This window comes from Nodularia spumigena CCY9414 (assembly GCF_000340565.2).
GTDB lineage: Bacteria > Cyanobacteriota > Cyanobacteriia > Cyanobacteriales > Nostocaceae > Nodularia > Nodularia spumigena.
The window spans coordinates 239,120-260,336 of record NZ_CP007203.1 but is presented as its reverse complement, the minus strand read 5'-3'; the positions used below and the strand labels follow the sequence as shown (position 1 = coordinate 260,336).

The 21,217-nt window shown below is 40.9% G+C and carries 20 protein-coding genes; 8 read left to right on the top strand and 12 right to left on the bottom strand.

Annotated elements, in window-relative coordinates; genetic code table 11:
- Positions 1–106 precede the first annotated feature (106 nt).
- Positions 107–1,150 carry a helix-turn-helix transcriptional regulator gene (locus NSP_RS01185; protein ID WP_017803722.1) on the bottom strand — a complete coding sequence of 348 codons (1,044 nt, stop codon included), beginning with the start codon at positions 1,148–1,150 and terminating at the stop codon, positions 107–109.
- 584 nt (positions 1,151–1,734) lie between these two features.
- Positions 1,735–2,376 carry a DUF3386 domain-containing protein gene (locus tag NSP_RS01180; RefSeq protein ID WP_017803721.1) on the bottom strand — a complete coding sequence of 214 codons (642 nt, stop codon included), beginning with the start codon at positions 2,374–2,376 and terminating at the stop codon, positions 1,735–1,737.
- A 102-nt stretch (positions 2,377–2,478) separates the two neighbouring features.
- On the opposite strand from NSP_RS01180, the gene NSP_RS01175 reads away from it, so the two are divergent.
- Positions 2,479–3,153, top strand: a complete 675-nt coding sequence (locus NSP_RS01175) for a LuxR C-terminal-related transcriptional regulator (protein ID WP_006198911.1) — start codon at positions 2,479–2,481, stop codon at positions 3,151–3,153.
- A 61-nt stretch (positions 3,154–3,214) separates the two neighbouring features.
- On the opposite strand, the gene NSP_RS01170 is transcribed toward NSP_RS01175, so the two are convergent.
- The 3 genes from NSP_RS01170 to fabI form a co-directional block, all read right to left on the bottom strand.
- Positions 3,215–4,195, bottom strand: a complete 981-nt coding sequence (locus NSP_RS01170) for an ABC transporter ATP-binding protein (RefSeq protein ID WP_173403325.1) — start codon at positions 4,193–4,195, stop codon at positions 3,215–3,217.
- A gap of 71 nt (positions 4,196–4,266) precedes the next feature.
- Positions 4,267–4,890, bottom strand: a complete 624-nt coding sequence (gene hisB / locus NSP_RS01165; protein ID WP_006198913.1) for an imidazoleglycerol-phosphate dehydratase HisB — start codon at positions 4,888–4,890, stop codon at positions 4,267–4,269.
- Between the two features lie 99 nt (positions 4,891–4,989).
- On the bottom strand, positions 4,990–5,766 hold the full coding sequence (gene fabI / locus NSP_RS01160; RefSeq protein ID WP_006198914.1) for an enoyl-ACP reductase FabI: 777 nt from the start codon (positions 5,764–5,766) through the stop codon (positions 4,990–4,992).
- Between the two features lie 384 nt (positions 5,767–6,150).
- Here fabI and ntcA point away from each other — a divergent pair, with 384 nt between their 5' ends.
- From ntcA to NSP_RS01145, 3 genes are all read left to right on the top strand, one after another.
- A complete protein-coding gene (gene ntcA / locus NSP_RS01155) occupies positions 6,151–6,822 on the top strand; it encodes a global nitrogen regulator NtcA (RefSeq protein WP_006198916.1) in 672 nt (223 codons plus the stop codon).
- A 169-nt stretch (positions 6,823–6,991) separates the two neighbouring features.
- On the top strand, positions 6,992–8,398 hold the full coding sequence (locus tag NSP_RS01150) for a DUF3084 domain-containing protein (RefSeq protein ID WP_006198917.1): 1,407 nt from the start codon (positions 6,992–6,994) through the stop codon (positions 8,396–8,398).
- 52 nt (positions 8,399–8,450) lie between these two features.
- A complete protein-coding gene (locus NSP_RS01145) occupies positions 8,451–8,894 on the top strand; it encodes a pre-16S rRNA-processing nuclease YqgF (RefSeq protein ID WP_006198918.1) in 444 nt (147 codons plus the stop codon).
- Positions 8,895–8,957: 63 nt separating this feature from the next.
- On the opposite strand, the gene NSP_RS01140 is transcribed toward NSP_RS01145, so the two are convergent.
- Positions 8,958–9,221 (bottom strand): DUF3146 family protein, encoded by a 264-nt coding sequence (locus NSP_RS01140; RefSeq protein ID WP_042203042.1) that lies wholly within the window; start codon positions 9,219–9,221, stop codon positions 8,958–8,960.
- A 162-nt stretch (positions 9,222–9,383) separates the two neighbouring features.
- Here NSP_RS01140 and NSP_RS01135 point away from each other — a divergent pair, with 162 nt between their 5' ends.
- Together NSP_RS01135 and pdxH are read left to right on the top strand one after the other, a co-directional pair.
- The gene (locus NSP_RS01135; protein ID WP_017803719.1) at positions 9,384–10,616 is read left to right on the top strand and encodes an RNA-guided endonuclease InsQ/TnpB family protein; all 1,233 of its coding nucleotides are present in this window, start codon (positions 9,384–9,386) and stop codon (positions 10,614–10,616) included.
- 43 nt (positions 10,617–10,659) lie between these two features.
- Complete coding sequence (gene pdxH / locus NSP_RS01130; RefSeq protein ID WP_006198922.1) at positions 10,660–11,304, top strand: pyridoxamine 5'-phosphate oxidase; 645 nt, start codon at positions 10,660–10,662, stop codon at positions 11,302–11,304.
- A gap of 143 nt (positions 11,305–11,447) precedes the next feature.
- Here the strand turns inward: pdxH and NSP_RS01125 are convergent, their stop codons facing one another.
- On the bottom strand, positions 11,448–12,350 hold the full coding sequence (locus NSP_RS01125; RefSeq protein WP_006198923.1) for a DUF3153 domain-containing protein: 903 nt from the start codon (positions 12,348–12,350) through the stop codon (positions 11,448–11,450).
- A gap of 88 nt (positions 12,351–12,438) precedes the next feature.
- Entirely contained in the window at positions 12,439–12,957 is a 519-nt protein-coding gene (locus NSP_RS01120) for a tetratricopeptide repeat protein (protein ID WP_006198924.1), read from the bottom strand.
- 171 nt (positions 12,958–13,128) lie between these two features.
- Here NSP_RS01120 and NSP_RS01115 point away from each other — a divergent pair, with 171 nt between their 5' ends.
- Positions 13,129–13,590, top strand: a complete 462-nt coding sequence (locus NSP_RS01115; protein ID WP_006198925.1) for a hypothetical protein — start codon at positions 13,129–13,131, stop codon at positions 13,588–13,590.
- 24 nt (positions 13,591–13,614) lie between these two features.
- Here NSP_RS01115 and argB read toward each other — a convergent pair whose 3' ends face one another.
- From argB to NSP_RS01095, 4 genes are all read right to left on the bottom strand, one after another.
- Positions 13,615–14,508: an acetylglutamate kinase gene (gene argB, locus NSP_RS01110; protein WP_173403246.1), complete on the bottom strand. Its 894-nt coding sequence runs from the start codon at positions 14,506–14,508 to the stop codon at positions 13,615–13,617.
- A 247-nt stretch (positions 14,509–14,755) separates the two neighbouring features.
- Complete coding sequence (locus NSP_RS01105; protein WP_006195384.1) at positions 14,756–15,592, bottom strand: SWIM zinc finger family protein; 837 nt, start codon at positions 15,590–15,592, stop codon at positions 14,756–14,758.
- A gap of 209 nt (positions 15,593–15,801) precedes the next feature.
- Positions 15,802–16,728, bottom strand: a complete 927-nt coding sequence (locus NSP_RS01100; protein WP_006195385.1) for a DUF4351 domain-containing protein — start codon at positions 16,726–16,728, stop codon at positions 15,802–15,804.
- A gap of 153 nt (positions 16,729–16,881) precedes the next feature.
- Positions 16,882–20,145, bottom strand: coding sequence for a DEAD/DEAH box helicase (locus NSP_RS01095; RefSeq protein ID WP_006195386.1), 3,264 nt, complete (start codon positions 20,143–20,145; stop codon positions 16,882–16,884).
- A gap of 491 nt (positions 20,146–20,636) precedes the next feature.
- On the opposite strand from NSP_RS01095, the gene NSP_RS01090 reads away from it, so the two are divergent.
- Positions 20,637–21,182 (top strand): GNAT family N-acetyltransferase, encoded by a 546-nt coding sequence (locus NSP_RS01090; RefSeq protein WP_006195387.1) that lies wholly within the window; start codon positions 20,637–20,639, stop codon positions 21,180–21,182.
- Positions 21,183–21,217 lie beyond the last annotated feature (35 nt).

Below are 21,217 nucleotides of genomic sequence, written 5' to 3'. Positions count from 1 at the left end.
CCTTGGCGGTTGCTATAAAATCACCTTATGCTTGTATTTGCATATTTGAATTTATGCGTAAAGTTTAAAAACTAAAAATAAAACTGTTTATTTAATTTTCCTGTCCTTACACTGCCAATTCATCAATTTTAAGAGATAATCGTGAATTACGAGTTAAAAATTCTTTGGGATTGATGCCAAATTTTTTTCTGAAAGCAGTAGCGAAGTAACTACGGCTAGAAAAACCAACGCTACGAGCTGCTTGAGAAATACTTAATTCTCCTGCTGCTAATAATTTTCGTGCTTGTTCTAATCTATGATGATGTAAATAGCCGAATACTGTCGTATCAAATATCAAACGAAAGCCACGTTTGAGAGTGCAGTCATTTAAGCCGACCTGTCTTGCTAATTCCAATAAAGAAGGAGGATTATTTAAATTTTGCAATAAAATTTCTTTGGCGTAGTGAATACGTTCCACATCATCAGGCTTGAGTGCAAAGGTGTCATTTTTACCTTGACGTGCGGTCAAATCTTCTTCAACCAGCAATACCATTAGTTCCAAAACTTTACTTTCTAAGTACATCCGTTTCATCATTTCCTGATAGGGACAATTTAAAATTTGCTGTAATACTACTTGCATTGCTGGAGTTGTAGTCCCAGGACGAGAATAATATTCTTGATGAGGCTTTCTCACTAAATGAGTTAATTCTGGTGGAAGTTGCTGCTGTTCTTTACCCATGAACAAGCAAAAAATTTCCGGTTTCATGTGAACACTAATCTCAATAAGTTTTTCTGACTTGAATGATTTAAATTTCTCTTTTGGTGCTAGTCCACTACCCCATAATCTGTGATTTCCGCTACTAACAGAAAAATGGTTATCTTGTTGATATCCTGAAAGATAAAAATTGTATTCTAAAGGATGCTGTCGTTCTGGATTCTGCATAATTAAATCGTCATATAATTGGACTTCTGAAAATGCTAAAGATAATCCATTCCGAAGTTCTATTTCTCCCCAAATTCCTGTACCTAATTCTTTTGGGAATTGACAAATAGTGTCAAATATGTACCAGCGATCTTGTAGGATGTTACATAGCCCATCGGACTTTTTTTCCGTTTCTGGTATTTCTACAAATAAATTCCAAAAATCTTTTTGCGAAATTGTGATTGTCATCATGTATTAGCGATAAATTTTCAGTTTTTGCCAGTTTTTAACTATGATTTCTCATCCCTAAGCACAAGCAATGCAAAGTCAATAGGACTTACGCAATAACTCTCTGCAACCCTCTTTCCTTCGTGTCCTTCTCCCTTGGCGCTAGCCTCTCCCTTTGGGAGAAGGGGAGAGGCTAGCGCCAACGCGTTCTTCTCCCTTGGCGCTAGCCTCTCCCTTTGGGAGAAGGGGAGACGCTACGCGAATGTGGTTCGTTTTTTCATGATTTTGCGTAAGTCCTGGTCAATTTGAGCAGTATTTAATTATAAATACTGCAATTATCGGCTTATTGAGATATATTAGCACTAATATGATGAGAATAATATATTTTTATACCGCAAGTTTGTGATTAGATATACAAAAAATTATATAATTTTCTCCGCTATAGCAGTAGAACAATACTTAATTATGGAAACTGCACAAGAGGAGATATGTCAATGGAAAATAAAAAACAAGCGATGCCTGAAGTAGGCATCGCTTACGCCCAAATTTAACTCAGGCGATCGCTTATTTTTCCTATTTAAAAATCTAGCTTAAGTAGCCACAGATTACAACAGTTTCAGGTTAGAGAAAACAAACTCTTGAGTAGAAGTTTTTCCAGATGTTTCAGTGCGAATCTCCCGACGATTTAAAATGAAATATTCACCAACTTTTTCATATTCATCAGTAAACTCACTTCTACCACCCTTTTGTTCCCCTGTTTTCGGGTCATGGTATACAGAGTCATAGGTGTGAGACAAATAACCTGCTCCGGTATCATGACTGCTGAAAGTGTCAATGGTCACAAAAGTACCGTGGATTAAACGGTGAACGTGGCAAACTTCGTTATTGCGAACTTTATATTTATCGCCTTCACCTTTACCACCGACTAAAATTTCAGTTGCACCAGTTTCATCAGTGTTACCATAGCTGAATTGATTGGCGCTGTGGGTATCTTCAAAGCTGCGACGGACACGGTGAATGGCAATTTCCCAAGCTTGACCGTGGATGGCTTTTTTTGCAGCCTCATCTTCTACGTCCAAAACTTCCGCCTTGAGTTCACCGTTAATGACTACTTTACCTGTAAATACTTGGTCATCATATTTATAAGTAATATCTGCGGTATAACCGGGAAAAGATTTGTCCCAAGTGTAGCGATTTTCATAAGCAGCCCGGAAAAGTTCCTGAGCAGAAAGTTTTGTAATTGTCATCAGCTTCTCCTAGCGTGACTAGCTATATTAGCGTTTTATCTTTGCTGGTATTAGCATAGAAGTAAATATGAAGCTTCGCATAGTCCCCAAGTGGGTACACTTATGCCTAATTCTCTTTACATTGTATTTCAAGCGATCGCCAATGTCAGCAACGAGCAGCAACTAAGACTAGCTCTCATGGATAAAATTGGTGAGTATTTTGGCGTACAACATTGCGGTATCTATCTCATCGATGAACAGCCAAGTTCGGAAATTAATGTTCAGACTATTCCCGCAGTCTGTATGGAGAACAACCCAGTCGGGCGCTATGTGGTAGAACGACACGCTCCCACCCATGAACAATTAATATTATCACCCGGAGACTGGAAACATTTCTGTTCCCGTCATGACCATGAACACGTAATGACGGGGCCGATTGTGTGTGATGGTCAGCTTGTGGGAACATTAAACTTAGCCCGCAATCAAGGAACTGAAGCTTTTAATGCCGATGACATCGCTGATTTAAGCGCTTTGTGTATTCATTTATCAGCCAAACTTGCGACTCTGCGAGCCAAAGAAGCAAGAATCTCCAACTCGCTGTTAGTCAGTCCTTTAACCGCCCGTGAGCTAGAAATTGCTGAGTTGGTAGCACAGGGGCTAACGAATGCCGAAATTGGTCGCAGATTGTGGATAACGCAAAATTCAGTTAAGCAAGCCTTGAAACGGATGTTTCGTAAGCTTGGTGTTTCAGCGCGGAGTGAGATGGTAGCAAAACTACACTTGATAGCTCTTAATTAGTCAATTACCCTGGGGGTTGAGCAGTCCCCCAAATTTTGACACTACGGGGGCTTGCGTCATTTTAATTAACCGATTTGTTTTCATGTAATTGTTGCATGAAAAAATCTTCTAAGGAATGACGAGATAATCTCATAGAAATAATTTGCCCCTTCATCAACCGGAGACTAGCCAGAAAATCATAGTAATCTTCTTGTAATGTCCCTTGCCAAGAACCATCACCCTCAAAAGCGAGATTATGTATCCACTGTTTCAACACCTCAGAGTCACCACCGCGACCTTTGATGTAGTATGTTTGATCACTGCCTAATAGTTCCTCTAGAGAACCAGAACAAATAACTTCACCTTTAGAGAGGATAGCAATGCGATCGCAAATTTGTTCCACTTCACTCAGAATATGGCTATTGAAGAAAATCGTTTTACCTGCGGCTTTCAGCGATAGAATAATTTCCCGCATTTGGTAGCGCCCTATAGGATCTAAACCAGACATGGGTTCATCGAGAAATATCAATTCCGGATCATTAATCAGCGCCTGTGCCATACCCACACGCTGTAACATTCCTTTAGAATAGCGACGCATCTGCTTTTTCCGAGCATCGACTAGGGATAAACCGACTAAATCCAGCAGTTCGGGAATGCGTTGACGTTGCACACTTGGGGGAATTTGGAACAAGCCCGCAGCTAGCTGAAGAAATTCCCAGCCAGTCAGATAGTCATATAAATAGGGATTTTCTGGAAGGTAGCCAATAAGTTGCTTAGTATGGCGATCGCCTAATGGCTTACCCAATAATAAACCCTTTCCCGAACTGGGGCGGATAATTCCCAACAACAGTTTTAAAAGGGTCGTTTTCCCAGCCCCATTTGGTCCTAATAACCCAAAGGTTTCCCCTTTGTAGACCTGAACAGAACAGCTTTTGAGAGATAAAACTTTTTGATTCAGCCAAAAACCCGTGCGATAAACTTTTCGCAAATCAGCAGTTAGGACTACTGGCGGGTTATCAATAGTATTCAGTTGATTATCAGGGATGTCTACACCAGTCTTCATGTCACAATTACCACCAACTTTGTCAATCATCACAAATTGAGTAGCTCAGTGGTTCCTTTAGCCTCACTATCCTATAGGATACCCTTAGAACTGGGAATTGTACCAGCACGACGGGGGTCAATTTCCACCGCCATTCGGGTAGCCCTAGCAAAAGCTTTAAATGTCGCCTCAATAATATGATGGGAGTTAATGCCATCCAATTGACGAATATGCAGTGTCATTTGGCTATGGTTGACCAATGCTACAAAGAATTCGCGGACTAGCTGGGTGTCATAGGTTCCCACGCGCTGGGTAGGAATTGCCAAACCATAGCTCAGATGAGGTCTACCAGAAAAGTCCAGCGCCACTTGCACTAAAGCTTCATCCAATGGAGCCAGAAAATTACCAAACCGAACGATACCTTTTCTGTTACCTAGAGCTTGACTAAAAGCTTGTCCTAAAGTGATACCCACATCTTCATTCGTGTGGTGGTCATCAATTTCCCAGTCTCCTTGGGCTTGGACATTTAAATCAATCAGCCCGTGGGAAGAAATTTGATGCAACATATGATCCAAAAACGGAATCCCGGTGGCTGCTGTACAGATACCTGTACCATCCAAATTGATAGTAACTTTTATATCAGTTTCGCCCGTGGTGCGATGAACAGAGGCAACACGAGCAGTGTAACTTGAATTTAGGCGATCGCTTGTTTGCATAGCTGGGGAATTTTAGATTTTAGATTTTAGATTTTAGATTTTGGATTGAACTGCAATCTAAAATCGCAAATCCAAAATCCAAAATTGATTGACCAATGACTACATCCCCATTATTTCATAGCCTGCATCTACGTACAAAACTTGCCCTGTAATGCCACTAGCTAAATCGCTAGACAAGAAAGCCGCAGTATTGCCTACTTCTTGCTGCGTCACAGTGCGTCGCAGGGGAGCTACTTCTTCTACATGGTGAATCATATCTAAAATTCCGCCTACTGCCGAAGATGCCAATGTGCGTATCGGCCCAGCAGAAATGGCATTTACCCGAATGTTTTGCGGTCCGAGTTCCGCCGCCAAATAACGTACACTAGATTCTAAGCCGGCTTTCGCGACTCCCATGACGTTGTAGTTAGGAATTGCCCTCACACCGCCCAAATATGTCAGGGTAATGATGCTACCTCCTTCTGTCATCAGAGGTTTAGCCGCACCACTTAACTGCACTAGCGAATAGGTGCTGATTTCTAAAGCAGTTTTGAAACCAGAACGTGAGGTTTCGCTAAAACCACCAGTCAAATCGTCTCTGTTAGCGAAGGCTAAACAGTGGATGAGGATGTCCAATTTTCCCCACTTATCCCGGACGGCTTCAAAGGTAGATTCGACCTGTGCGTCGTCTTGGACATTACAGGGAACAAATAAGCTGGGGTTGAGTGGTTCTACCAATTCCGCCACTTTTTTCTCCATTTTGCCTCGCTCATCTGGTAGGTAAGTAATACCCAAGTTGGCTCCGGCTTTGTGCAGTTGTTGAGCAATCCCCCAAGCAATGGAGCGGTTATTGGCAATTCCTGTAACTAAGGCGTTTTTTCCAGTCAGATTAAGCATATAAATTATGAATGTGATCAATCATTAGGAGCATATTTACAATACTAGAATCTGAGGCGAGTTTGTCTTGCTTCTGCACATAATTTGCAAAAATGATCATCAGGAGAACTGTTTTCTGAAAAGTTTCTCCAGATAATCCTGAAGATATTCTCAAGATATCGTGAACTTTTTGGGAAAAAACCTGACGACCACAACTGTGCGAGAACTTATAACAACTACTAGCTAAAAACAGCAAAAATTATGTATCATTATGAACAAATAACTATGAAGTTATGGATTTGAGTATAGGAATGTACAGAAAGGTTGACGGTGCTTTATTGATTTTTCAGGTGTATTCTTAGGTAATCAGTTTTTGTTTTTCCGGCATTGGGTAGGGGAAGGGAGATGATCGTGACACAAGATAAAGCCCTAGCAAATGTATTTCGTCAGATGGCGACCGGAGCATTTCCTCCAGTTGTAGAAACGTTTGAACGCAATAAAACAATATTTTTTCCCGGCGATCCTGCTGAACGAGTTTATTTTCTTTTGAAGGGTGCTGTGAAACTTTCCAGGGTGTACGAGGCAGGAGAGGAAATAACGGTAGCACTGCTGCGGGAAAATAGTGTTTTTGGTGTGCTGTCATTACTGACAGGAAATAAGTCAGATAGATTTTACCATGCAGTGGCATTTACGCCTGTAGAGTTACTGTCAGCGCCAATTGAACAGGTAGAGCAAGCGTTTAAGGAAAATCCAGAATTATCAATGTTGATGCTGCGCGGCCTTTCTTCGCGGATTTTACAAACAGAGATGATGATTGAAACCTTGGCTCACCGGGATATGGGTTCGAGATTGGTGAGTTTTTTGTTAATTCTTTGTCGTGATTTTGGTGTTCCTTGTGCAGATGGGATTACGATTGATCTGAAGCTATCTCATCAGGCGATCGCTGAAGCAATTGGTTCTACTCGTGTCACCGTGACTCGCTTACTAGGGGACTTGCGTGAAAAAGAGATGATTTCTATCCACAAAAAGAAGATTACTGTGCATAAACCTGTTACCTTAAGTAGGCAGTTCACTTAAAAGCAATCTCGGAGGTGGAGTGGCAAGTGTTGTGTTCTTAAAAATGACACCCATAGCTGGAGGTAAGTCTACAATCGTGAGTAATTTCAGCTATTGCCTATTTTCCATCCTCTGCAAGGTAATGAATGAAAGTAGTAGGCTGTATCTGGAACCAATTCGGTAGCTAAAGATGACCACCGGGTACATCCTGATCGCAGCGATTTTAATTTTGGGGGGCGTAATTGCCACCGTGGGCGATCGCATTGGCACACGAGTTGGCAAAGCACGCCTCTCACTGTTTAACCTGCGTCCTAAAAAAACGGCTGTATTGGTAACAATCTTTACGGGGGCATTGATTTCGGCCTCAACATTAGGCATATTATTTGCTGCTGATGAAGGATTGCGGCAGGGGGTATTTGAGCTAGAAGATATTCAAAAAGACCTGCGAAACAACCGGGAACAGCTCCAAATTGCGGAAACTGAGAAAAGTCAGGTAGAGACTGAGTTAAGCACCGCTAGAATTGAAAAAAACAAGGCACAGCAAGCGTTGCAGGTAATTAATCAGTCTTTGCAAGCAGCTAACGCTAAACAAAAAGCAACAGAAACTCAACTTCAACGTACCCAAAAGCAGTTAGGTGAAGTAGTAAATCAATATAAACAAGCCTTAACTGAACTGCAAAGCGTTTACGATCAAAGAGAGACTTTGCAGGGGGCTATTGAAGAACTGAAGGCAGAACGGGAACGACTTTATGCCCAAGCGAAAACAGCCATTGAGGAAGCTAAAACAGCTATTGACCAGCGCGATCGCAAAATTGCCCAACTCGATGGACTAATCAAACAACGCAATCAAGAAATTGCTTCGCGAGAGCAAGTGATAGCCACAAGGGAATCTCGCCTGAAAGAATTGGAAAAACAACAGAATTATTTAGAACAAGAAGTGGCAAGGCTGGAACAATATTATCAGTCATACCGTGACTTACGTCTAGGTAAGCTCGCCCTAGTTCGCAATCAAGTGCTAGCTGCAAACCTGGTTCGCGTCAATCAAGCCAGTGCAGCCCGTCAAGCGGTAATAGAACTTTTGCAAGCAGCTAACCAAAATGCCAACATTCAATTAACTGAACCTGGGGAAAATCCCACAAATAAAGAGCTGCTGCGCGTTACCCAGGAAAGAGTAGAACAACTCAGCCAGCAGATTAACGATGGTCAAGAGTACGTTGTGCGAATCTTTTCTGCGGGTAATTACGTGAGGGGAGAAAACCAGATAGAATTTTTTGCGGATGCAGCCCGAAATCAATTAATCTTTTCCGAAGGCGAGGTACTAGCTACAACTACTGCTGACCCCAAAACTATGACATCCTACCAGCTATCACAAAGACTGGATTTGGTGATTTCTGCTTCGGAATTTCGGGCGCGTAATGCCGGAATTGTCGAGGGTGTGTTAAGAGAAGGTTCTCATTTACGCTTTTTCTTACAATTAAGACAGTATGAGCAACCGTTAGAAATTAAAGCGATCGCCAGGGAGGATACTTATACCGCAGGGCCTTTAAGAATAAAGCTATTGGCAATTTTCAACGGTAAAGTGATTCTTAGCACCTAAAAATTTAAAAATAATTACATAAAAATATTACTCGAATTTAAGTGTATCTATTATGACTTTTAGTGAATTTTCACCAACACAACCAGTGATCTTGGGCTTCGATCCCGGTAAAGATAAATGTGGTCTAGCAGTCATGGGACTAGATAGGCAATTGTACTATCACCAAGTGGTGACGGCACAAAAGGCGATCGCGACCATTGAAACACTGCGTCAACAATTTCCCGTTTCCTTGCTAGTCATGGGTAATCAAACCACATCTAAACAGTGGAAGCAACAACTGCGAGAAGCATTGGTAGAGCAACTAAGTATAATTTTAGTAGATGAGCGCTACAGTACCTTAGAAGCACGCGATCGCTATTGGCAGATGTACCCACCCAAAGGACTCACAAAACTCTTACCACAGGGCATGAGACAGCCACCACGACCCATAGATGACATAGTTGCCCTCCTCCTAATTGAAAGATACTTAAATCGCCTAACTAGCAATAACCAATGACCAATGACCAATGACTAATGACTAATGACTAATGACCAATGACCAATGACTAATGACCAATGACTAAAGTTCAGCCCTAATAGTAAAAGCATAATCTCCCCCAGGTTCTAGCTGATAATCCTGTTTTTCTAAGAAGCGACCGAGTGGTTCTTTAATCAGGGCGCGACCTTGGGAAGGCTTAACAGACAGTTCTCCTCGGCGAAAATGCCATTGGAAATGCCACTCGAAGTTACCCGCACTTACTTCCCCCTCAAGAAAGCCGAGTTGCCACGATTGACGGATAATTCTGACATGGGCGGTAGTTTCTGGCAGACGTTTGGCACTCACAATGCTTTTTGTCACGTGTGGGATCACAGCCAAATAAATAGGCTACTTCTTTTATTTACCAAAAATTTGGGTTTAAAGCCTCTCTGCGAGACGCTACGCGAACGCCCTTGCAGGGCGACTTTCATTATGTTATCTTATTTTGCGTAGGAGATGTTGACGCAAATGATAGTTTTAGAATTTAAACTACGAGGCAAAACAACTCAATATGCTGCTATAGATGAGGCGATAAGAACGGCTCAATTTGTCCGCAACAAAGCTATCCGGTTTTGGATGGATAATAAAGGAGTAGGACAAAAAGAATTATATCGTCTAAGTAAAGCTATCAGACAAGAGTTTTCTTTTGCTAATTGTTTAAATTCTAGTGCTTGTCAAGCCGCGATAGAAAGAGCTTATAGCTCAATATCCCGTTTTTATGACAATTGCAAAAAAGGTATTCCGGGGAAGAAAGGTTATCCAAAATTTCAAAAAAATAACCGTTCAGTGGAATACAAAACTTCTGGATGGAAGTTGTCAGAAACGAGAAAACAAATAACTTTCACAGACAAGAAAGGAATTGGCAAGCTTAAGCTAAAAGGAACGTGGGATTTAAATTTTTACCCCATAGAACAGGTAAAACGAGTTAGGTTGGTACGTCGCGCTGACGGATATTACACCCAATTTTTAATTAGTGTAGAGAACAAAGTAGAAACAGATCCAACTGGTAAAATCATAGGCTTGGATATGGGTCTGAAAGAGTTCTACACTGATAGTAATGGGCATAGTGAACCTAATCCTAGATTTTATCGCACAGGAGAAAAACGATTAAAGTTTTATCAACGTCGTGTTTCTCGTAAAAAGAAAGGCTCTGCTAACCGGAAAAAAGCCATTAATAAATTAGGGCGAGTACACCTCAAAATAAGTAGGCAACGTCAAGAACACGCCAAGCGAGTGGCGCGTTGCGTAATCCAGTCTAACGATTTGGTAGCCTATGAAGATTTGAGGATTAAAAATTTGGTGAAAAATCATTGTCTCGCTAAATCTATTAATGATGCTGGTTGGTATCAATTCAGGAAATGGTTAGAGTATTTTGGTGTTAAGTTTAGCAAGATAACTGTAGCTGTTAATCCTGCTTATACTTCTCAAGAATGCTCTAGTTGTGGGGCAATGGTCAAAAAGTCTTTATCAACAAGAAGTCATATTTGTGAATGTGGGTTTGTTTTAGATAGGGACTGGAATGCTGCTATCAATATTCTGAAATTAGCCTTGAGTACCGTAGGGCATACGGGAACTTGGATGGATGCTGACCGAAGTCGAAGCATAGATCCGAACGCTTTGGGAGATTCGACCGCTACTCATGTTGGAGAAATCCTGTATGAGCAAGTTGGGTCTGTGAACAAAGAATCACCGCGCCTTTAGGCCGGTGAGTGTCAACAAACTTATCTAAAATATACAAATTGACATGGACAAGACCGTAGCAGACCTTCGCAAAGATTACACCTTGGAAGGTTTGAGTGAAACCGAGATTAACCCTAATCCCTTTATTCAGTTTAAAAAATGGTTTGAGCAAGCATTAGCAGCCCAACTTCCTGAACCGAATGCTATGACTCTGGCTACTGCTACACCAGATGGTCAGCCTTCAGCCAGAATGGTATTGCTGAAAGATTTCGATGAACGGGGCTTTGTTTTGTTCACTAATTACAACAGTCATAAAGGACAAGAACTAGCAGCAAATCCCCAAGCAGCTTTAGTCTTTTGGTGGGCGGAATTGGAACGTCAAGTCAGAATTGTGGGGACAGTCGAGAAAATTTCCCCAGAACAGTCTGATAGTTATTTTGAAATGCGACCGCCCAATAGTCGTTTAGGTGCGTGGGCTTCTAATCAAAGTGAGGTAATTGTGGGGAGGGAAGTTTTAGAGCAACAATTGCAGGAATTTCAGGACAAATATAAAAATCAGGAAGTTCCCCGTCCACCTCATTGGGGAGGATACCGAGTCATCCCCAGAGAAATTGAGTTTTGGCAAGGTCGCTCCAGTCGTCTGCATGACCGCTTGCTGTATACTCGCGGCAATAATCACAATTGGAAAATTGAGCGCTTATCACCTTGAGTAGTAGGGGCAATTAATTTTGGATTTTGGATTGGCAATTTTAGAAGTAGGGTGTGTTGTCGCGTAGCGCAACGCACCATCCTAACTTATCGGTGCGTTAGTCCTAACGTCCATAACGCACCCTACCTGCTCACCCCTGCTTCTTACTCGGTCGCTGCTACTTTGGTATCAGGTGCAAATTGAACTCTGGGATCTGGCATAAAAGTATATCTTAGGTAAATTCCTCCCCAGATGAACAGGATAATTAATAAACCACCAATACCGAGGGGATTAGGTAACCAGAAAACTACTTCTATATGGTTGAGTTCACCGGGTTTGAGCTGCCATACTAACTGCTTTCCTTGCTTTTGGGGACTGATAGCAGTTTCGGTTTGTTGCATATTTCTGGCTCCCCAAGGGGTTTTTAAGCTAAATTTGAGGTTGAGAATTGATTCAGTATCAGACAGGACGTTACCTCGGCTGGCAATTAAGGAGAGCGATCGCAAGTCTAAATCATAAATTAAGCGATTCTTCACTAACAGCACAAAATTGTTTTGATCTATCAGTAAATTAGATTCAATTTTCGGTGTTGCTGATTCAGGTGCTTTCTGCACAGCCTCTGCTTTTTGATTAGTCCGAGAGTTAAAAAAATCGTTGAATTTCTCTTGCAACTCTTGACCATTACTGAAGGGAATTTTGACAATAATTTCTTCTGGAGAAATCCGTTGGGTTTTGCCTTCTAGTTGACGGGCGCGACGTTCTATGCTGTGTAACCATTCATATACATAATCACCACTAAAGCTGGTGAGTCGTTCTCCCAATTTAATATGCTGTACTATTTCGCCACTATTTGAGTTATTAAACTTCACTCCTGCATCGTAATCGACACAACCAGTTAGCAGCAGTGACGATAACAGAACCAGCCACAAAATAGGATTTTTTATCGGAAAGATTCGATGAATGAGATTCCGACTCATCAGCTTGATGAATAATCTTATTTTTATGAACACAAAACTCAAGGCTCTAATGAATTTCAGTAAAATCTTTCTGAAAATAGAAGCATTCATTATATATCTCCCAAAAAGTCAAATATTCGTAACTAATCTTGACTAATACTAATTCTGGATGATAGCTTGTGTGGCTTAATGGAAAATCCTAAAAACTTAACCAAGCCAAGTATGAGAGTGTTAGCACAATCACAATTAGTGACACCCAAATAAAGCGATTATCTTGGGTATTCACCTGGCTGAGGTCTACTAATTCTGGTTCAGCAGGTGCTTGGCGAGCCGATTTCGGGGAATTTCCAGATGCTCTCATTTTGGCATCATTATCAGACAATGTGCCTAAATCGGGGATTTCGGTCATCCACTCACTGGGGCGTTGGAGTTTCGGAGCTTTTAAAATATAAAGTAAATCCTTTGCTTGTTTGCTCGTTTCTGGGAAAGGATGACGTTGGAGTTGTTGACAAAGAGCGATCGCTTCTTCGGTCTGACCGGCTGCTTCATAAGCTGTTACCAGCCAAATTTCAACTTCACCCCCAAGGCGAGAATTTCGAGATAACAGGGCGCTGGCTTTTTCCAGATTTTCCACAGCTTCTCGATATTTCCCATTTTCAAAGTTAAGTTTTCCAGCCTGATAACGACTTCTGGCAATTTCTAAACTTTCTGTACTCACGTTTTACACACCAATCAGCACTGCTTTAAATTTTGCCATTTCAGCCAACTTTTGAGAACTTTATTAAAAGCTGACACAATGGAAGTTGATAAACGTTTAAAATTCTAACTAAGTAGCTACGGATATTTACTGAGAAACAATTCAAATTATCAAATACAGGTAAGCAAAAATATGCTAAAAATCAAGCATTTACAACTGAATTGGCTGGTAATAGGAATAATTTTCCCTGTAATCAGCGCTACAATGACCCCGGCTGCTGCCGGGAGCGTTATTATCATTAATAACACTGTGAGAATTAATCAGCCGCCTGCTGTTGGTTCTTTTATTTATGGTAGTCCGATTTCTACCCCCATGCCTGTAGATCCAAGAACCGGGCTAATTCCCACCAGACGCAGCGATCGCGATTATCACTCCTATCCTGTAGTTAAGCCGAATGTGAACCCTAATTCTGGGTTGATTAATCCAACTTTAATTAATCCCGTAATTCAGAACTCAACCCTAGTTAATCCAGTGATTTTCCATAATAATTCACAGCAACGTACATTATTGAGAGGGCGATCGCAGGTGAAGATGAATCGGCATCGTGTAAGATCCACAGGGCGCTCACGCGTAATTTTCAACTATCCCAGGTAGGTAAAAATCAGAATCCTCCCGGTTTTACGTAAACTGAGAACCAAGGATCATCGTCCCAATACCACCATCAGTAAATACCTCTAGTAATAGAGCGTGGGGAATGCGACCATCAATAATATGTGCCGCACTTACGCCTTGGGCAAGCGATCGCACACAACAATTCACTTTTGGAATCATCCCACCGCTAACGATACCATTAGTAATCAGTTCACGGGCTTGACGAATATCTACCTTCGGAATCAAACTAGATGGATCTTTGTAATCCTTAAGAATACCTGGCGTGTCAGTCAGTAAAATTAACTTTTCCGCACCCAAAGCGGCCGCAATTTCCCCAGCCACAGTATCAGCGTTAATGTTATAAGCTTGACCCTTCTCATCAGTAGCTACACTAGACACCACCGGAATATAGCCATTACTAGAGAGAGTTTCCAAAATTTTGATATTGACACCACTCACTTCCCCCACAAAACCGATACCTTCTTGATCCTGGGGACGGGCTGTAATCAAATTACCATCCTTACCACAAAGTCCCACCGCCAAACCCCCAGCGCGGCTAATCAGAGAAACAATTTCCTTATTAACTCGACCAACCAAAACCATCTCCACCACATCCATAGTGGGCGCATCTGTCACCCGCAGACCATTTTTAAATTGTGCTTCAATACCCAGTTTAGTTAACCAACTATTGATTTCCGGTCCACCACCATGTACCAGAATGGGACGTAAGCCAACGCAGGATAAAAAGACAATATCCCGCATTACTTTGTCTTTGAGGGTGCTATCTTTCATAGCTGCACCACCATATTTGACAACAACAGTCCGACCCACAAATTGTTGAATGTAAGGTAGTGCTTCACTGAGTACACGTACACGAGTAGCTTCCGTTTCCCTGATATATTCCGAATCGTTATCCATCACGAGGAGCTATTGAGATTTAAAACTTATTTAGTCAGTTTAGAAGAAATTGGAACCTGCAACAATCTTTCAGCATTCCTGGTTCTTCTCTGGGGCTTCCTTTGCTGCGAGGAGAGTTTTCCATTACAGGATTAGAAAAGATTCCGGCTCCCTCTCCTTACTTTCGCGTAGCGTCTCCCTTTGGGAGAAGGAGAGGGTTGGGGTGAGGTTGTCTAGGGATTTCTACAAAATCCAGATGCTCCCAATCCCATCAACCGCCGCCCATATTCATCGCTGCTAACATAGCTTGCTGACTCACCTGTTTATAAACAGTATCTAAATATTTCGTCACCACATCAGCATTGGTTAAACTGACTGTACTTTCTTCAGTTTTGGCTAAAGGAATCGCCCCCAATACATCTAATACCGTTTCGCTACCCGACGGCGTAATCACCACTAAGGAAGACTCTAGAGGTTCATGATATTGCCAAAAATCATTAAGGTTAACAGAGGTTTGGGGCTGAGTCGTCGGCTGTGTAATTTCAGATGTCTCCGGTGCTGTGACTTCCACCTTAGCACCGCGTAATTGACGTAAATCGCTGATAATTTGCTCTTTAGTGCGTCCGCGTAACTGAAACAGCACAAACGGGTCTTCACTGAAGCGATCGCCTAACTGATAGTATACAGCACCAATATGTTTACAAGGATTTGCCTTATCAGGACAAGAGCATTTACTGTGAACATCAGAAAGTGTAAACGGAAACAAAGACAAACCATTGGCTGTAAACACCTCCTCAATATTTTGAGGCATTTCCCCCGCTAACAGCTTCGCTGCAAAAATAGCTCTTTGGGACATAGTTTCAATCACATAACCCCATTCCTCCTCAGTAAAATGGTCAATAGAAAGAGAAACCTTATAAGGTTCAGGTTCACTACCTTGAACTCTCGCTAAAACCTTTGCCCCTTTAAACTCAATATTTAAAACATTACCCTGACGAGAATAATTCCTCGCCCGTTCCAAACGCTTTTTAAACCGATAAGAATCCAGTAACTCTAGCCACTTTTGTGACCACCATTCTCTACTTGCTTGTAAGGTATCGTTATTCATAAATAAATGCCAACATTTGGTTGGATCAGGTATACAAGCAAAATCCTAGCAATATAGCGGTATGCACTAGAATGAATTACATCATAGCCCCCTCCTCGCTTGCGGGTGGGGTTCTTATATATATCTCACTTAACTGATAACCGCTATAAAATGATTTGACTCTATAACAAAAGGCTTATGATCAGCAATATCTACCTATTCTAAACTTGTTATAAATTATTTACCCAACTTTGCAAATTTTCTACAGTATTTAAATCAAATATTGCCTCTCCTAAAGCCTCAATAACTTCTATATTTAAACTTCTGATTTCAGTTTCTAATTCTCTATCAATTTCTCCAAACTTTTTATTAATTAACCTGAGAATCAAATTTTTTTCTCTTTCAATGCCTCTTTCAATGCCTGTCTCAATTCCTTCTTCCATCCAACTGGTGACAATTTGCATAACTTCCTCCTTCTCTTCTTTGATTAATGTACCTATTTCTGCTTGAAATTTCTCTTCTTCTATTTTATTCAATCTCAAATACGTGTCAATGAACCCTGATATCAATTGCATTTTGGCTGGATTTAATTTTAAGGTAACTAATAACCTTAAACATTCCGCTTTGACTTTTGGCCTATCTTCTGGTGCTATATTCATTTTTGACATCAAAGCCGATGCAACTGGATTTGGACGAATTAAAAAGTCTCGCCAGTTGAGTTGATTCAGTTGCACTACTTGATAATTAAATTTTAGCACTTCAAAATCGGGAAAGTTGATTTGATAGTTATTCACGGCTACGGTTTTGGGTGAGTCGTAGGAAAATATAACTATCGGATATATTGGTAAGTCCAATTTTTCATCTAATCTCGCAAAATAACGAAACATTCTTTGATTAAATTTCGGTCTTGCACCTGATTCAGCTTCAATATGAATCACAAAGTAAGACGGTTGCCCTAGAAATTTTACTTTAACTATTAGGTCTGTTTCATATTTGTCTCCTGCGGTGACATCCGTAAATATTTCTTTGTCTAAAAATGTAATTGATGTGGTGTCTATATATTCAATCACTTGAGGAAAGAATAATTCTATAAATTCTATGAAAAAGTTTGATATTAGTTCTTTGAATAAGCGGTCATGGTCTATCTTGTTTGTCATCTTGTTTTCTGAGTAAAGAAAATTGGAAAAAAAGCTTTAATTGCGGTGCTATTTTCATATAGCTTTTCCTAATCATATAAGGTATATCATAGCCCCCTCCTCGCTGGCGGGGAGGGGGTTGGGGGTGGGGTTCTTATACTACTTTATTATTCTTTAAACTTCATCCTCATCAATTATGGCACTGCGATCAAGAATGAGTAAATCACGCAATTGGTCAGTATTCATTTCAGTCAGCCACTCCTCACCAGCACCAACTACTTGTTCCGCTAATTGTTTTTTACTTTCAATCATGTCATGAATTTTTTCTTCTAATGTGCCAGTACAGACAAATTTATGCACTTGCACATTCCGGGTTTGACCAATACGAAATACTCTATCTGTCGCTTGATTTTCCACTGCGGGATTCCACCATCTATCAAAGTGAAATACATGATTAGCCCTGGTTAAATTCAAGCCTACCCCACCCGCTTTTAAAGAAAGAATCATAATCGGAGGTCCTTGGGGGTCATGTTGGAAACGGTCAATCATTTCCTCGCGTTGTTTTTTACTGCTACCACCATATAAAAAGAATATTTCTTTCCCAAGTGTTTGTTGTAAATGAGCTTTTAATAACTTACCCCATTCAGCAAATTGAGTGAAAATTAAAGCCCTATCTCCTTCCTCCAAAGCTACCGTTAACATTTCATCTAGCCGTTGCAGTTTAGCAGAACTATGTTCTTGTAATGTCGCGGCTTTCAAATATTGGGCTGGATGATTACAGATTTGTTTAAGTTTCACAAGTAAAGCTAAAATCATCCCTCGACGTTGCAAACCCTCAGCAGATTCAATTTCTACTAAAGATGCTTCAACTACTTGTTGATAAAGTGCAGCTTGTTCAGCCGCAAGCCCACAAAAAACCGTCATTTCTTGCTTTTCTGGCAAATCTTGAATAATATCACGATCTGTTTTCAGACGACGTAGAATAAACGGTTGAACTAAACCCCGCAATTGATTTAAAGATGCTGTATCACCATACTTTTCAATTGGCATAGCAAACCGTCTCTGGAAAAATTGACGATTTCCCAAATACCCAGGATTAAGAAAATCTAAAATAGACCACAATTCTTGCAGTTTGTTTTCTACTGGTGTCCCTGTTAAAGCTATGCGAAATGTAGTTTTTAATCCCCTCACAGCCTGCGATTGTTTAGCTTCAGGATTTTTCACATTCTGGGCTTCATCTAATACAACTGTTTGCCAATCGACACTCTGCAAAGATTTAATATCCCGGTGAACGAGTGAGTAACTGGTAATAATTACATCGTGTTTTTTGACTGCTTCTACAAACGCTTTACCTTTGAGACGTTTATCGCCGTGGTGCTGTAAAACTTTGAGAGTAGGAGCAAATTTTTTAATTTCCCGTTCCCAGTTACCTAAAATAGAAGTCGGACAAACAAGTAATGTGGGATTTTCCAGTGCGTCTTGTTCTTTGAGGTGCAGTAAAAAGGCAATTAACTGAATTGTTTTTCCCAGCCCCATATCATCAGCCAAACAAGCACCTAAACCCCAACGTTCTAAGAAAGCCAGCCAAGCCGCCCCTCTTTCTTGATAAGGTCGTAACTGTCCTTGAAAATTTGCAGGTGTTGGGAGGGGTGAAATGGCTTGATTATTGGTTAACGCCCCAATTAACTCTTGCAATGTCCCAGATGCTTCAAAACTGACCACAGGTAACTTTTCAATCGCTTGGGTATCGCCAGAACTGAGGCGTAAAGCATCTTCCAAAGAAAGCGTCATTTCGTCTTTACGAGAAGCAAAAAATGTCTGTGCTGTTTTAATATCCTGGGGTCGCAATTCCACCCATTCGCCGTTAATTTCTACCAGTGGGCTATTTAAAGCTACCAGTTTATTAAACTCGGTTTTAGAAATTGTTTGTCCACCAATTGCCAATTGCCATTGAAAATTCAGTAAACTTTGTAAACCCAAGCGTCCCTGTTTTTTCTTTTGAGTTTCAGCACTAATTTTTAACCCCAAACGGTTCGCCCATCCTTCGCGGTTAGTCAAACTAGGAGGTAAAATTACCCCCAAACCACTATCTTCAAATCGCCAAGCTACAGACTTGATAAATTCATAAGCTTGTAATGGGTTGAGGCGACAACATTGGGGATATTCTGTTTCTAAACTCGGTGTAAGAACTGGATATAATCGCGAAGCTAAACCCAAGCCCCGCAATAAAGTTTCTTGGGGTTGATCAATGGTGCGATTTTGATAAACTAATTGTTCAACTGGGTGATGCCAAATAGTTGCCGCATCCACTAATAAATTTTCATCATCCGCAGCTTGGAGAAAATATGCCAATATCCAATCTGTTGCCCCAGAAGCAGGGGGAAGCAGTTGAAAACAGGCGCGAAACGAGGGTTTTCCTACCAGTTGATATTGCAACGGCATAGTCCAAGATTTCAGGGCTGCTTCTAATCTTTCTACTTCCATTGCATCTGCATTCACTGTGTGAGATGCACTGGTTAAACCTTGCAACCACTGTCGCACCGCAGATGGTAAAGATGCCATCACTCTAGTTTCTAGTAGAGGTTGAGAAGCTAACATTTCTCGCACTTGGGCATCTATGGTACTGTTGAGAAATCCTAATAATAGTTCCTGGGGTTCAGTTGGAAAATCTACATACATTATGGATGGGGAAGATTCCTCCCCACTCCCCACTCCCCACTCCCCACTCCCCATTCCCTTCCGATAAGTACGACAAGCTAATGGCATTTTTGCAGAAAATTTTTCCAGGCGTGTTCCATCTATTGCACTGTCTAAAAGCACTTGCCACCTAGCAACAATAGAACTATCAAACTGTCTTTGAATAGTTGGCAAAAACTTACACCGAGAGATTAAATCCAAACTCCAACGGGCAATTTGTGACCAAAAACGTAAATCTCCACCGAACAAAGTATCTTCTTCTCTAGCAGCATTTAAAGGAACAGCAGCGAGAAATTTTATCGCTTCAGTGGGGTTGAGACAAAAACCCTCGACTCGCCACGGTTGGAGATATTGGGGTGAATTTATTTCAGAACCCAAAGTAGCAGAATGCAAAGGGGAAATAAATTCTATTTCTTGGGGATTATTTTCTGAGATATGAGTTGGTAAATCAATGATTAGAGAGTGAGTTGTCCAGCTAAATTTAGTAGTACTTGTACTTTTACGAGTTCGCCCAGTGCCAGATAAAGCAACTTGGGATTGCTGTATTAAGCTAGGAATTTTGATATTATGATAACTTAACAACTCACTCAAATCAATTGGTGACATTACCAATGGATGTAGTGGTATATCTTGAGATACATTCAGAGCAAAATCGACTCGTGATGAACGCCAAGTTTCACCCCAAATAAATAAACAACCATTTTGATTTCTTACTAACCAATTACCGTGTAAAATTGCCATGTACTAACTACTCAAACTTTGATTAAACTAAAATTATTAATTATCTAATTTTTCTGTAATATGAATAGACATAATTACTTCTATGTTGTAGACTTTGCCTAATGGAAAAATAAGTAAGTGGGCGAGGATAAACGTAACTATAGCAATCCTAAATCATTTCTGAACCTCTTTACTTGTTCACTTGGCGATCTTCTCCCTTGGCGCTAGCCTCTCCCTTTGGGAGAAGGGGAGACGCTACGCGAAGGCGACTTGGCGGTATGCGCTTCGCGCACGCTACGCGAACGATAAATTCATAAATCAAATAGGATAGTTATATGTGAAGCAATGTGAAAATATTGTTATTTAACCCTTAATTCAGGACTAAAGTCCTGACTACAAGCCTTGAATAATTTACGACGAATTACTGATTGCATATCGGACAAAATACAAAAATTCAAATGTTGGATATGGTAAATTCAAGTAATAATCAACATTCATAAAATTTGTTGCTAATGAAATTCCCTTTTGAAAAAGTTTTAAAAAATGACTTAGCCATCGAACTAGATTATATGAAACCCGAAGAACAGGAGGAAGTGAGGTCATTACTAAATTGCGTAATTAATGAAGGCAAAACCTACCCCCAAAATAAACCTTTGTCGCAGCAGGCATTTGCAGCTTACTGGTTGAGTCAGGATGCCTTCGTGGTGAGGACATCTGCTCAAGATACGACACACAAGCCAAAAGAAGTGCTAGGGGCATTTTATCTAAAGCCTAACTTCCCTGGTATGTGTAGCCATATTTGCAACGCTGGTTTTATTGTACAACCTGGGTTACGCGGTCAGGGTATTGGACGGTTAATGGGCGAGGCGATGCTAGTCATAGCAGCAAACCTGGGGTACGAAGCAGTGATGTTCAATTTGGTCTTTGCAACTAATATACCTTCAGTTAAACTTTGGCAGTCCTTGGGATTTGATATTATTGGCAATATTCCGCGTGCAGTGAAGCTAGGAGATGGACAGGTAGCAGAGGCGCTAATTTTCTATCGGGCTTTGCGTTGAACGACTTGTTTATCTTTGTGTGTACCAGAAGTCAG